Origin of the sequence: Hydrocarboniphaga sp. (genome assembly GCF_028291725.1) — a bacterium.
GTDB lineage: Bacteria > Pseudomonadota > Gammaproteobacteria > Nevskiales > Nevskiaceae > Hydrocarboniphaga.
This window is the reverse complement of record NZ_JAQGNT010000063.1, coordinates 128,055-141,490: the sequence shown is the minus strand read 5'-3', so window position 1 is coordinate 141,490 and position 13,436 is coordinate 128,055. Positions and strand designations below refer to the sequence as shown.

Below are 13,436 nucleotides of genomic sequence, written 5' to 3'. Positions count from 1 at the left end.
CATTTTGGGGTTCGCAAGCTCACCCCAACCTACGGGCTACGGGCTACTTCTTCATCAGCGATTTCAGATCGGCGAAGGGATTGCCGGTCGCCGCCGGCTTGCGATCCGGTGCCGAGGTATCGCCGCTGAAATCCGTGTAGCGCGAGTGCTCGTTGTCGTGGCAGTACACGCACAGCAGCTCCCAGTTGCTGCCGTCTTCCGGGTTGAAATCGTGATTGTGGTTGCGGTGATGCACCGTCAGTTCCTGCAGGTTGGCGCGAGTGAATTCCCGCGCGCAGCGGCCGCAGATCCAGGGATACATCTTCAGCGCCCGCTCGCGGTAGCCGAGGTTGCGCTGCTCCGAGGCACGGCGCGCGTCGGCGACGATCCGGTCGAGTTTGGCGTGGTCTATGGTCTTGTTGATCGGCATGGTCGGTTCTGTGACTAATTCAGGCGCAGCCAGGTTTGCCCGGGCGTGCGTTCGACTTCGACCATGCCGTCGGCCGGCTGGTAGCGGTAAGTCAGGTAGCAATGATCGCGCACGTTCGACAAGTAGTGCTGGTCGAACAGTACGGCATTGTCGCCGGCGCAGCGCGCCGATCGTGTCAGCGCGCCCGGATGACGGCGCTGCTGCAGTTCGCGGCCGACGCGCTGGCAGACCACGTAGGACTGCGGATCGGTCAGCCCAGGCTCCTCGCCGAGCTTGCCGCGCAGGTCGATCATCAGCGCATCGGCCGCGACTCGGTAGACGCGGCGTTCACCGACAATCGGCCGCTCGTGATGGCTTAGCCCGACTTCCTCGATCAGGCGCCGACGGAAGTGATAGGCGGTTTCGTGGACCGTGGTTTCGAGTTCCAGCGATCCGTACCAGGCGGGGTAGCTGCCGTCGGAAAAGCGTGTGGCAAACCAGTGCGCCTGCACGAACGGATACAGCACGGCCTGGCCGTAGCCAGTTTCGAAGGGGCGGTTGATCGCCGGCACCGGCAGCCGTGGCTTGGACGCGAGTTCCGCACGCACGAACAGATCGGCGTCGTCCGGATCGCTGCTCAGGTCGTCGGCCAGGTTCTGCGACACGCGCAGGCTGACGACGTTGCGGTAGAGATCGCCCTCGTAGTGAATCGCCTGATCGAACAGCGCCATCGCTGCGGCCGTTACAGGCCGCGCAGGTGATCGAGATAGCCGCGGATCGCGACGATACCCGGCAGGCCCTGCTCGACCATGATTTCCACCGGCGTGTAGTGGTCCAGCGTGCTGTTGCGCAGTGTTGGCCAGCGATAGACCAGCTCGGGATTGTGCGGATAGAGCAGGCGAAGGCTCTTGTGGATGCCGAACAGGTTGCCGACGCGGTCGATCAGGTCGCGGCTTTCCGGCAGCGGCGTACCCCGGCGATAGCGGCTGACCGCGGTCCGGCTGCCGCCGGACAGGCCCAGCAACTCGGCCTGCGCGCTGGTATCGACGCTCCAGTGCTCAAACAGCCGGGTGATCATTTTGGCCAGGCGCGAGCGCTCGTCCTTGCTATATGTGACTCGGCCGGCGGGCAGGGCTTCCTGCACGCCGAGGCGCTCGTCATCGCTGAGAATGCTGGGGCTATACGTTTTCATGTGGACAGTATATGTCCGTTAAAGTACAAATCAAGCTTGAGATTCCAAATCCTGGGCAACTGATTCGACCCCACGGTTCGGGTAGCGCTCAATAAAAAAAACCGCCGCGGATCGCTCCGCGACGGTTGGGTGGCCTCCGGCTGAAACCGGTCGGCCGTGGCGCTCTGGCGGGGCTTACTGCCCGTTCAGTTGATCCAGCGCCTTCTTCATCTGGATCAGGCCGTAGCCATAGGCGTTGTCGAGGCCCGGGTCACCCAGATCCTTGGCGGTTGATTCCAGTGCCGAGCGCACGTCGGCGCCAGTCAGCGCCGGGTTGCTGCTCAGCAATACCGCCGCAGCGGCCGAAACGTGCGGAGTCGCCATCGAAGTGCCGCTGTAGTAGTCGTAGGTGTCATACACGATTTTGACCTTGACCTTGGCGACGGTGCCGACCATCGGCAGAAGAATCGCGCCATCTTCCATGCTGATGGTCACGGCCGGAATCGTCGAAGGGGTATCACCCATGGTGCCGGCGAAGCCGCCGCTGACGTTGTTGTAGATGATCACGCCCACTGCGCCACCGTTCTGAGCCGCCGTAACCTTTTCGGCGAAAGTGATGTCGCCTCGCTGGCACAGCACGACCATGCCGGCCCAGGCACCGCTGGTCGAGCACAGACCGCCATCGACCATGGCGCCGCTGACGCTGCCCAGGGCCGAATTGTCCAGCGAGATCGCCGAATACGACACGCCGTCGACCGAGAGAGAGCCCTGATATTTGTGCGACACGGTGCTGTACACGTCGACACCGGGCGCAACCACGTCGACCTGGTCGTTCTGCTGCGAGAACGAGGCGATCACGAGGTTGCTGTCGATCGCGCCCACCGACATCACCGAGGGGTAGCTGGCCGGATAGCTGTAGCCGGTGGTGCCGTCGTTGCCGGCTGCTGCGACGGGCAGTACACCCCTGGCCGCGGCGTTGTCGAAGAACTTCTTTTCGGTCTTGCTCTTGCGACCGCCGCCCAGGCTCATGCTGATCACTGACGCGCCGTTGGCAAGGCACTGCTTGCCGGCGTCGACCAGGGTCGATGCGTAGCTCCAGTCGCAGGACATCGAGTCGTCGGTGCCGAACACCTTGACGAAGTACAGGCTGACTGCGCCGGGTGACACGCCGATCACTCCGATGTCGTTGTTTACGCCGGCAATGGTGCCGGCGACATGAGTGCCGTGGCTACAGTTGTCGGTGCCGTAGTTGGACGGATAGCCGCCGATAATCGACAGACCCTGCAGGTCGGGATGATTCAGGTCGATGCCGGAGTCGATGATGCACAGCGTACGGCCGGCGCCCGTGGGTGCACCGGCGTCGACGACGCCGTCGTTGTTGGCGTCCCAGACTTGTTTGGCCTGGACCTGTTTGACACCCCAGGGCGTCGTCTGGCCCATCGGGTAGCGCTTGACGTCTTCTTCAACCAGCACGACATCGCGGTTCTTCTGCAGACGTGCCACAGCAGCTTCCGGCAGGGTGACCACCAGGGTCGACAGGTCGTCGAACTGATAGTGGATCACGCCGCCTTCGCGGCCGACCTGCTCGCGCAGGGCCTGCGCCTTGCCCGGTGCGAACTGCACAAAAACGCGTTCCTGCTGACTGGCAGCGAACGCAGACACACTTATGGCCAGCATCAAGCTGGCCGCAACGATTTGACGCTTCATGAAATATCTCCCCTAAAAACCTTAAAAGTTAATTCCCAAAGAATCCTGGACGCAGGCCCCGAGTGCCTGCGACGGCCGCTTTGAGCGGCAAGATCTTTGCCGGAATGCCTCAGAATGTAACCAGTCCCCTTCTTTAGTTACACAAAATGGGCGCGCCTGTCTATCGCGGCGCCCTGACGCTGAATTCGACGCTGTCCAGGCTGCGGCCAGCGGCATCGAGCAGTTCCAGCCGGTGGGCTCCGGGCAGCGGCGTCCACAAGCGCGGTTGCTCGGCGCTGCCGATCGCATGGCCGTCCATCAACAGTCGCAGGCCGGCGGCGGCGGGCTCGGCACGCAGGCTGAGATGCTGGCGATCGAGCGGGATATCCGGGTCGAGCGCGATCAGGCTGCCCTTGGCCGGCGATACCAGCCGAGCGCGTTCGGCGGTCCGCGCCGCGGGCGCAATCAGCGCGGCCTGGGTGCCCTGGATAAACCACTCGTCGCGCGGCGGCTCGATGCTGTCTGCATAGCGGACCGGCTGATGCACCAATCCGGGCGGCGCTGCGGTCACCGGCGCATCGCCGCGCTCGAGTTCGTCGAAGATGTCGCGCCAGGCCGGTGCCGCGCCGGTGATGCCGGACACGGTGCGCATCGCATCGCCTTCAAAATTGCCGACCCAGACGCCGACGGTGTAACGCGCGGTGCTGCCGATGCACCAGTTGTCGCGCAGGTTCTTGCTGGTCCCGGTCTTCACCGAGGCGCGGTAAGGCGTCGACAGCGGCCCCTCCAGATCGAAGGTCACCGAGCGCGCGCCGCGGTCGGCGAGGATGTCTTCGACGATCCACGCGGCCTGCGGTGATACCACTCCGCGCATCACCGGCGCTGCGGCGTCAGGCTGCAGCCGCAGCGCTGACCAGCGCCCGCCGTTGGCCAGCGTGCGGTAGGCATTGACCTGCTCCAGCAGGCTCACTTCGGCCGAGCCCAGCGCCAGCGAATAGCCGTAGTAATCGCCGGATTCGGTCAGCCCGCTGATGTAGCCGAGATCGTGCAGGCGCTCGCGGAAGCGATCGACGCCGGTCAGCAGCAGCGTGCGGACCGCTGGGATATTCAGCGAGCCGGCCAGCGCGGTGCGCACGCTGACTAGGCCCTTGAAGTCGTGTTCGTAGTTCTGCGGCAGATACAGGCCGGGCCCGGCTTCGAGAGCCACCGGCGCGTCGTCGAGCAGCGAGGCCGCGGTCAGCCAGCGGTGCTCGATCGCGAGCGAATACAGGAAAGGTTTCAAGGTCGAGCCGGCCTGGCGCAGTGCGCGTGCCCCATCGACCTGTGCCGCGCGGCTGGCCGGGCCGGCCGAGCCGACATAGGCGAGCACCTCACCGCTGGCGTTGTCGACGACCACCGCGGCGCCGTCGCGCACGCGCTCGCCGGACAGGCTCGCGAGTTGCGCGCGCAAGGCATGCAGTGCGATGCGCTGCGTACGCGCGTCCAGTGTCGAGATCAGGCTTTCACCGGGCTTGCGCAGCAGGCGTCGCGCCAGATGCGGCGCGAGCTCGTCGGTGGGCGTTGACGCGGCGGGTCGCGACAACGCGTCGAGCGCGACGCGTTGCTGTGCATCGCATTCGTCGCCGGCGAGATCCGCCAGAGCGCAGCTGCGTTTTGCGACGACGGCAGCCGCTGCGCCGGGCGCGGGCAGCAGCGCGGCGAGCGTCCAGGCTTCCGCGTTCGTCAGGCCATCGGGGTGCTTGCCGAACAGCGCCGCGGCCGCCGCTGCGACACCCTGGCTCTCGCCGCGGAAGCTGACGAGGTTCAGATAGGCCTCGAGAATCTGGTCCTTGCTCCAGCTGCTTTCGATCATGCGGGCCGCACGCATCTGCCGCAACTTCTGCAGCAGGCTGCGCCGCGCTCGCCGGCTGCTCAGCGCCGGATCGAGCTGCGCCGCGAGCTGCATCGTGATCGTGCTGGCGCCGCGCCGTGCCTGGCCGCGCAGACGATCGCGGATCGCGCCGACCACCGCAGGCAGATCGACGCCGCCATGCGCGCGAAAGCGATGATCTTCGGCCGAGATCACCGCATCGATCAGCGCCGGCGAAATCCGGTCCAGCGAGGTCCATTGCAGGCGCCGGCCGCCGAGATCCAGGCGCAGGGTCTGCACGACTTCGCCATGCCGGTCGAGCAGCTGCGCCTCGGACGATCGATAGCTCGCGCGAACCTCAGCCGGCGAGGGCGGCGGCCTGATGTGCGTGACCTCGTTCAGCCAGGCCGCCGCGATCAGTGCGGTCGTGGTGACCAGCACAACAGCAATCGAGCGTGTGGATATTCGGCGCTGCATCTCAGCGTTCGCTCGAGCGGGTCTCCTTCCCCCGCCTGCGGGGGAAGGCCGGGATGGGGGCGCGACGACAGAGCCACTCTGCGACGACTCGCCCCCACCCCGGCCCTCCCCCGCAGGCGGGGGAGGGAGAACAGCAAGCGGTGGTGATCGTCACGGAGCCAGCACCTCCACCGCCGCATTCGGCAGCTCGCCGAGCATCTCCGGCGAGTACATCGCCTCGACATGCGTCGCCGGCATTTCGAAGCGGCCGGCGTTGTTGTAGCGCAGCGTGTATTCGGTGCTGAAGCGGCCCTTGGGCACGAACGCGTAGTAGGCGCGGTAGAAATCGAAGCGCCGTTCCTCGAAGGCCGGCCAGGCGTCGCCGTCCTTGCGATCACCCTGCGACAGCAGTTGCGAATCGCGCCCCAGGCCGCCGCCGAGCAGGCTGCTGCCGCCCGGAATTGGATCGTCGATCACCACCCAGGTCATGTCCGACTGCGCGTCGATGTCGAGCCGCACTCGCGCGACGTCGCCCAGCGTCCAGCGGCCCTGGATTTTCTGCTCGACCGGCGTCACCGTGCGGGTGATGCGATAGCCCGAGGAGTACGGCTCGCGCAGCGGAATCGCGGCGCGGCTCTGCACCGTGACCCAGGGCGCGCCGCTGCCGCCGTGATCCAGCGACAGCACACCGGTAGCGGCCGGCCAGGCCAGGTCCAGCGTTGCCGGCTGTCGGTCTTTCCAAACGTGCTGCTGCGTGTCGGCGGCGAGTTTCGCGCTGGTGGTGCCGGTCACGGCTTCGCGCTCGAACTGAGCCGCGAACTGGTTCAGCGCCAGCGTGCCCCAGGCGTTGGCGGTGCTCAGGTTCCAGTGGCCGCGCAGCTGCCGGCCGACGGCGCCGCGCACCAGTCGCGGCATATCCTCGTGCCAGTCCGCTTCCGGCAGCAGGGCCAGCACCGCGCGCACTGCGTTGACATCGGCCGAGATCATCAGCCACCACAGCGCATCGTCCTGTTCGGCCGAGAACGTCATCGTGCTGCCCTGGAAGTTCAGCCGCGAACGCAGCAGCGTCTTCGCCTCGGCCAGTCGCTGGTCATGCTCGGGCACACCCTTGACGCGCTGCAGGATGCCGATCCAGTCGATCAGCGCCGAGGTATGCCAGAGGTTCGGATCGATCGTGATCGTGCTCAGCCACTCGGGCTTGGCGCGATCGAAGCGCGACAGCGCCTCGATCGCGGCCAGCTTGCGCTCGGTGACGCTGGCGTTGTTGACACGCATGCCGCGCTGCAGCCGGCCTTCGGCGAAATGCTCCAGGCCGGCCAGCATGCGCATCCGTTCGTTCTCGGGGATTTCCCAGCCGGCTTCGTCGGCGATCTGCAGCAGGTAGGCGGTCAGCGTGTCGCTGCCTTCCAGCCAGCCGGCGGGGAAGTATTTCACCAGGCCGTCGCTGTCCAGGTAGGCGGAGATTCCGGACATCTGCGCGTCCCACATCGCGCGATCGCCGAGCGCGATCGCCTTGGATGCGATCTGCTCGGCGCAGCTGTAGACGTAGTCGTTCATCCAGGCACGCACGCTGTCCAGGCTGCTGGTCAGCGACGGCGACAGGTTCACGCGCACGCCACCGCGCGTAATGCCCCGGTCGACAATCGCATCGGCGGGCTTGGCGATCGGCATCTCGTAATGCCCATCGAGTTGCAGCAGCGTCGCCTGGACCACGCGCACCGGATAAGCCGGCGCCACCTGCTGCGCGATCTTCAGCGCGTCGAGCGTCTGCGTGCCGTCCTTGCTTTCGGCGGTCACGGTCCAGGCGAGCTTGTCGATACCGTAGGGCACCTGGAAGTTGAAGCGCGCCGGTGCCGCGGTGTTGCCCGGGATCGTCAACTCCAGGGTCTGCCTGATCGGCGCGTCCTGGCCCGGCACCAGGATTTCGGCATCGACGATGATCGGCTGTGCCTCCGCGGTGGTATTGCGCACCGTGAAGATCGCATCGTAGCGGTCGTTCTCGCGCACCAGCGGCGGCAGGCCGGACAGGATCTGGATGTCCTGGGTCGTGCGGATGCTGGCGTGGCCTTCGCCGAAGCGGTCCAGGCCGGCGCTGGCGACCGCGGTCAGGCGGAACGCGGTCAGCGCATCGTTGAGCGGCACTTCCACGCTTGCGCGGCCTTGCGCATCCAGCGGCACGCGGCCTTTCCACAGCAACAGGCTGTCGAGCATTTCGCGCGGCGCGCCGCGGCCACCGCCACCGCCGGGCGCGAGCGCCTTGCGGCCGAAATGTCGCTTGCCGACCACCTGCATCTGCGCGGTCGAGGTGAACACCTCGATGCCGCGACGCTGCATCATCGCGTCGAGCAGGTTCACGCTGGTGTTCGGCAGCAGGTCGAGCAGGGCTTCGTCGACCGCCGAGAATGCGATCTCGGCGGCGTCCGGCATCTTGCCGCTGCCGACTGGCTTGACCTGCACATCGACCTTGGCCACACCCCGCGTCTTGTAGGTCTGCTGCTGCGGTTTCACCGTGACCTCGAGACGATGCGCGGCCCAGCCGACATCGACCGCGGTCATGCCGAGCCGGTACGCGGGCTTGGACAGATCGACCATCGCGGTCGGATTGCCGCCGTCGAGCTTCAGCCAGCGATCCAGGCCCAGCCAGCGCAGAAAGCTGTAGAACTTCGAGCGGAAGTCACTGATGCGCGGACGCAGCGCCAGCACCGACACGAACACGTTCGGCGCGTAGCGGTCCAGCATCGCGATCTCGATCACCGGCTCGCGCCCCGACAGCTCGGTGACGAAGGCGTCGATCACGCCTTCGCGTTCGATTGTCACGAGCGCGGTGGCATGACGGAACGGCATGCGCACCTGCAGCTTGAGCTTCTCGCCAGGCTCGACTTCGCGTTTGTCCGCAATCAGGTCCATGCGGTCGGAATCACCCTGAGCGAACCACCATTGGTCGGCGCCGGCGATCCAGGTGCTGGCCACCGCGCGCGCCGCGCGCTTGGCGTCGTCGCGGGCGACGGCTTCGATCAAGACCTGGCCGGACACGCCCGGATCGAGCTTGCAGAACAGCAGGCCGTTCGCGTCGGTGCGGCCGCTGCAATTCTCATCCAGCTTGATGGTTTCACTGCTGTGCGAGTACGCGTAAAAGCCGCCGACCAGGCGCTTGCGATACGAGTGCGTCTTCAGCTGATACAAGGCGACAGTTACCGCGCGGTTCTTCAGCGGCTGGCCTTTCAGATCGAGCACCACGGTCTGGAAGCGCAGCTGATCACGGGCCGAGCCCCAGCCCTCGGTAGCCACGCCAACGACCAGCGCCGCCGGCCACAGCGGCGTGCTCGTACGCACGCTGGCGAGTTCGCCGTTGGCGTCGGGATACTCGAGTTCTGCGACCAGAGTCTGCGCGCGCTCGGACCGCGGCAGTTCGCTGATCGTGCTGTGCGCCGAACCGTTCGCGTCCAGGCTCAGCGGCAGCGTGCGGCTCGGCTTCGGCGTCGCGCGGGCGTCCGCTGCCGCGTCGGCGTTGTCGTCCGGGAACAAGCCGCCATCGCCGTTCTCCTCGATGCCGGGCTTGATCGGCTGGCTGTCGAAGGTGAAGCCCGGGTAACTCTTGAAGCTGAGCTCGCGTGGTTGCAGCTGCGTGCGCAGCTTGACCGGCAGGCCGGCCGCACCGCCGCCGCTGAAATAGCCGACATACAGATCCAGCGGCAGTTCGGTAACCGCGATGGCAGGCGCTTCCGGCGGCTGCACCAGGGCGCGCATCAGCGGCACGCGATACTGCTCGACGCGGAACGAGCCGGCGTCGGCCGACAGATCGTCCGGGCCTTCAAAACGCAGGCTGTATTCACCGAGCTTGGCGGTCTTGGGAATCTGCCACTGCGACTCGGCGATGCCGTGATCGTCGAAACTCACCGGCAATTCGATGCGTTCCTCGCTGCCGTTGTGCTCGATGATCAGCTTGTCCGGCCGCACCAAAGGCACTCCGATGCCGTCCTTGCCGTGCTGACGCCAGTAATGCTTCATCGACACGGTTTCGCCGGCGCGGAACAGGCTGCGATCGAACACCGTGTGGGCGATCGTCGGCGTATCCCAGAGGCCGATATTCAGATTGAAATCCGAGGGCGAAATGCCGTCGGCCCAGCTCGACATCACGAACGAGAAATCGCCGTCCTTTTTGGCGCTCACCATCAGCGGATGGTCGGCGTTGTCATCGCAGCTTGAATAGGTCTGCGGTTTTTTCAGGCCGGCTATGCGCGCGATGCCGTCAGCGCCGGTATCGCCGCTCCACAGCGGCGAGCCGTCGCAGCCGTCGACGATTTTCAGTGCCGCGGCTGCGACCGGTTTGCCAGTGTCCAGCGTGGTGACGAAGGCCAGCGATCCTTCGCGGCCCCATTTGAAATGCACTGCCAGATTCGTGACCAGCGCGGTGGTCGCGACAAAGCGCGGCGCCGGTTTGCCCAGCAGCGCCGCGCCCAGACGCGGGCTGGCCAGCTCGACCACGTAGAAGCCCGGCGTTTTGAGCGGAATGCCGATCACCTCGAAGGCCTTGCCGCCGGCGGGCCGCGTCAGTTCGAAGTGCTCGCTGCTGCTGTCGGCGAACACCGAGGCGATGCCCGGTTGCGTATAGGCCTCTTGATCCCAGTGGCCGCTCATCGCGTATTTGACTCGCGAGATCCAGTGCAGCACTTCGGCTTCGTCGTCGATGCGCTTGCTCGCGCCGCCGATGCGGCTCGCGCCGACCGGGTCCTCGACATCGCGCAAAGTCACCGGCAACACGCCGCCTTCGCTGGCTTCGAGAATGCCGAATTCGCCGCTGAACTTGAGCAGCGGCGGCGCGCTGTCGGTGGCGATTTTCAGCGGAAAGCTGCCGGCGTTCGCCAGCCGGCGGCCGGCATCGTCGTGGAAGTCCGACGGCAGCTGCAGCTCCAGCGCCGACGATTCCGGGAACGGCGGCTTGAACTCGACGCGATCGACGAAAGGCGAGTCCTCGTCGGCGGCTTCCGGCTCGCGCGTGTCGCCGCTGCCCTTGAGCCGGATCTGCATCGCCAGCTGGGTCGGCACCGGCGCGCTGAAGCGCAGGCTCATCGCGAGCACCGGCACGCAGGCCGCATCGGCATTGACCCGGTCGCAGCTGAAGCTGGCGCCGAACGCCGGCCGCGTCTTGTATTTCAGCACCTGATCGATGGTGGTTGCAGTGCCGCCGGCGGTGGCGATGCCCTTGCCCCAGACCAGGTCGAACTCGGTGTCTTCCGGCAGCGGGCGCGAGCAGCGCAGCACCGCGATATCGCGTTCGCGACGCGCCAGCTCGTCGCTTTTCATCTGCAGGTAATCGGTGCCACCGTTCTTGAACAGCACGCGGTAGTACGAGTAGCTCAGCGACCGGCGCTGCGCCAGCACTGCGTCGCGCTCCTGGCCCTCGACCAGCTGCAACGGCAGGCGTTCGGCGAGATTGGCGACCGCGCAATAGGCATGCGCCTCGATGCCGGCCTTGGTCGCCGGGGCATCGAGTGCGAGCAGGAAGACTTGGTCGGCATCGACCGTCTGCGCGCCTTCACTGGGCATCGCCGCACGAACTGCAGGCCCTCCGGTTGCGAAGCTGAATTCTTTCTTGCCGGTGACCGCAGCGCCGGCGACGCTCCTGATGTCCGGCTTCAGGCTGAAGTGGCAGGACTGGCCGGCCGCCATGTCGGCCTCGAAGTCGTAGACCCAGTTGCGCTCGTCGGCCCAGCGTCCATGGCCGGTGGCCGCGCAGTCCACGGTGAACGGATCGGCCAGCTGCGGATCGCCGAAATGCACCATCGGCTCGGAGAAGCGCGCCGTCACCTGGCGCACGTCGCGCACCGTTCCCTGGGGAGAAAAGCTCTGCACCTGGGCGGCGCCGGCCAGCGCCGGCCAGCACAATGCGAGCAGCAACAGCGGCATCTGACGCATCAGGTTCCCCTCCCTGGTTTTTAGCTACTGTAGCTGCTTGTCGTGACCGGACTGTAGGAGCGGGTCATACCCGCGACTGTGCCGGTGGAGCCTGAGTCGCGGGTATGACCCGCTCCTACCAGTGAAGAAATCCGGCTCATCAGGGGTGTACTCGCATTTTTCTTGCGATAGTCGTGGGCATGACTCCGACCTCGATCTCAGCGCGCTGGCGCGTCCTGACGCTTTACGCGCTGCTCAACGCGCTGATGCAGTTCCAATGGCTGCGCTTCGCGCCCATCGCCAACGACGTGGCCGCGCAGTACGGCGTATCCGTCGGAACCGTAGGCTGGCTGTCGCTGGTGTTCCCGCTGTTGTTCCTGCCGCTGGCGCTGCCCAGCGGCGCCTGGGTCGACCGGCTCAGCCTGCGCTCCGGTCTTCGCCTGGTCGCCGGCGTGCTGCTGGCGGGCGCGCTGCTGCGCGAGCTGTGGCCGGGTTTTGCCGGCCTGCTGGCGGGACAGATCCTGATCGCGCTGGTGCAGCCGATGCTGATGTCGTCGCTGGCGCCGCTGGCGCGCGTCTGGTTCGAGCCCGAACAACGACTGCAGGCGACCGCGGTCGGCACGCTGGCGCTGTTCGTCGGCCTCGGTGCGGCCTTCGTGCTGATCCCGCTGTCGGCCGGCGACGTCGCGGCCTCGCAGTCGATCGATACGATCGTGCTGGCGATCGTCGCCGCACTGGTGTTCGCGCTGGTGCCGCGCGATCCACCGGCTCCGATCGGCGACACAATGGCCGCGCCTTCAGGTAAAAGCAGCGCGCGCTTTCTGCTGACCCAGCCCGCCTTGCTGCTGCTGTTCGCGCTGATCTTCATCGGCAACGGTTTCTTCAACGCGCTGTTCACCTGGATCGAGCCGATGCTCGGCGCCAACGGCCTGAACGCGGACGCCGCCGGCTACGTCGCGCTGGCGATGCTCGCCGGCGGCGTCGCCGGCATGGTGTTCGTGCCGGCCTTGCCGGTGCTCGCCGCGCGCCTGCGCCTGACCTTGAGTCTCGCCGCGGCGCTCGGTATTCCGCTGACCTTGATGCTGACCCGCTCCAACGAACTACCGCTGCTGTGCGCGATCGGCGTGGTGCTCGGCGTCACCATGCTCGCGCCGCTGCCGCTGCTGCTCGATACCGTCAGCGAGCTGGCCGGCGATCATCACGGTGGCCTGGCGATGAGCGCGTTTTGGCTGGCCGGCAATGCCGGCGCGGCCGCGGTGATCTATGCGCTGTCGTATCTGGCCGACCACCAACTGTGGAGCCTGGCCGGCTACGCGTTCGCCGGATTGCTGCTGTTGCAGCTGCTGCTGGTGCAGGCGCTGCGCGTCGAACCATTCAAGGCCGAAGCTGATCGACCGCGATGCCAGTGATAACCTCGTCGATGTGCAGCGACCCCAATAATTTGCCGAGAAACCGATGACGCGACGATCGAGCTTATGGGCGATCCTGGTGGGCGGCTCCATTGCCGGCACGCTGGACATCGTTTTTGCCATTTCTTTCGCGGCCTACAACGGCGTGCCGCCTACTCGGCTGTTGCAGACCGTCGCCAGCGGCCTGCTCGGCAAGGCGGCCTATTCCGGCGGCGCGTGGACCGCGGCGTTGGGGCTGGCGCTGCACTTCGCGATCGCCTTTCTGCTGGCCGGCCTGTTTCTGGCCGCGGCGCGACGGGTTCCGCTGCTGAGCCGGCAGGCGCTGCTTTCCGGCATCGTGTTCGGCATCGGCGTGTTTCTGGTGATGCGGCTGATCGTGCTGCCGCTGTCGGCATTCCCGCATCCGGTGCATTTCAAGCCGCTGGCAACGGTGCTGGATCTGCTGTCCCACATGCTGCTGTTCGGTGTTCCTATCGCGCTGGCCGCAAAACAGGCAAGGCGAAGCCCGTAGGTCGGCAATCCCTTGCCGACGTGAGGCGGTGATTGCGCATCCGCGGGTGCATGTCGGCAAGGGATTGCCGA

At 66.3% G+C, this 13,436-nt stretch carries 8 protein-coding genes; 2 read left to right on the top strand and 6 right to left on the bottom strand.

Annotated features, from left to right (window positions below; all coding sequences use genetic code 11):
- Positions 1-43: 43 nt before the first annotated feature.
- The 6 genes from JWQ90_RS17740 to JWQ90_RS17715 all read right to left on the bottom strand — a co-directional run bounded on the left by JWQ90_RS17740 (position 44) and on the right by JWQ90_RS17715 (position 11,466).
- The gene (locus JWQ90_RS17740) at positions 44-409 is read right to left on the bottom strand and encodes a YajD family HNH nuclease (RefSeq protein WP_299696331.1); all 366 of its coding nucleotides are present in this window, start codon (positions 407-409) and stop codon (positions 44-46) included.
- Positions 410-423: 14 nt separating this feature from the next.
- Positions 424-1,119 carry an RES family NAD+ phosphorylase gene (locus tag JWQ90_RS17735; RefSeq protein WP_299696330.1) on the bottom strand — a complete coding sequence of 232 codons (696 nt, stop codon included), beginning with the start codon at positions 1,117-1,119 and terminating at the stop codon, positions 424-426.
- Positions 1,120-1,130: 11 nt separating this feature from the next.
- The gene (locus tag JWQ90_RS17730) at positions 1,131-1,580 is read right to left on the bottom strand and encodes an antitoxin Xre-like helix-turn-helix domain-containing protein (protein ID WP_299696329.1); all 450 of its coding nucleotides are present in this window, start codon (positions 1,578-1,580) and stop codon (positions 1,131-1,133) included.
- Between the two features lie 174 nt (positions 1,581-1,754).
- Positions 1,755-3,266, bottom strand: a complete 1,512-nt coding sequence (locus JWQ90_RS17725; protein WP_299696328.1) for a S8 family serine peptidase — start codon at positions 3,264-3,266, stop codon at positions 1,755-1,757.
- A 160-nt stretch (positions 3,267-3,426) separates the two neighbouring features.
- Positions 3,427-5,535, bottom strand: a complete 2,109-nt coding sequence (pbpC, locus tag JWQ90_RS17720; protein WP_299696327.1) for a penicillin-binding protein 1C — start codon at positions 5,533-5,535, stop codon at positions 3,427-3,429.
- 186 nt (positions 5,536-5,721) lie between these two features.
- Entirely contained in the window at positions 5,722-11,466 is a 5,745-nt protein-coding gene (locus JWQ90_RS17715) for an MG2 domain-containing protein (protein ID WP_299696326.1), read from the bottom strand.
- A 179-nt stretch (positions 11,467-11,645) separates the two neighbouring features.
- On the opposite strand from JWQ90_RS17715, the gene JWQ90_RS17710 reads away from it, so the two are divergent.
- Together JWQ90_RS17710 and JWQ90_RS17705 are read left to right on the top strand one after the other, a co-directional pair.
- Positions 11,646-12,854, top strand: coding sequence for an MFS transporter (locus JWQ90_RS17710; RefSeq protein ID WP_299696325.1), 1,209 nt, complete (start codon positions 11,646-11,648; stop codon positions 12,852-12,854).
- Positions 12,855-12,900: 46 nt separating this feature from the next.
- Positions 12,901-13,365 (top strand): hypothetical protein, encoded by a 465-nt coding sequence (locus JWQ90_RS17705; protein WP_299696324.1) that lies wholly within the window; start codon positions 12,901-12,903, stop codon positions 13,363-13,365.
- The last annotated feature ends 71 nt before the right edge of the window (positions 13,366-13,436 follow it).

What these genes read in the sequence shown, in the direction of transcription:
- JWQ90_RS17710 (WP_299696325.1), top strand. Translation starts at nt 11,646, where the DNA reads ATGACTCCGACCTCGATCTCAGCGCGCTGGCGCGTCCTGACGCTTTAC.
- JWQ90_RS17705 (WP_299696324.1), top strand. Translation starts at nt 12,901, where the DNA reads ATGACGCGACGATCGAGCTTATGGGCGATCCTGGTGGGCGGCTCCATT.
- JWQ90_RS17735 (WP_299696330.1), bottom strand. Translation starts at nt 1,119, where the DNA reads ATGGCGCTGTTCGATCAGGCGATTCACTACGAGGGCGATCTCTACCGC.
- JWQ90_RS17730 (WP_299696329.1), bottom strand. Translation starts at nt 1,580, where the DNA reads ATGAAAACGTATAGCCCCAGCATTCTCAGCGATGACGAGCGCCTCGGC.
- JWQ90_RS17740 (WP_299696331.1), bottom strand. Translation starts at nt 409, where the DNA reads ATGCCGATCAACAAGACCATAGACCACGCCAAACTCGACCGGATCGTC.
- JWQ90_RS17725 (WP_299696328.1), bottom strand. Translation starts at nt 3,266, where the DNA reads ATGAAGCGTCAAATCGTTGCGGCCAGCTTGATGCTGGCCATAAGTGTG.
- JWQ90_RS17715 (WP_299696326.1), bottom strand. Translation starts at nt 11,466, where the DNA reads ATGCGTCAGATGCCGCTGTTGCTGCTCGCATTGTGCTGGCCGGCGCTG.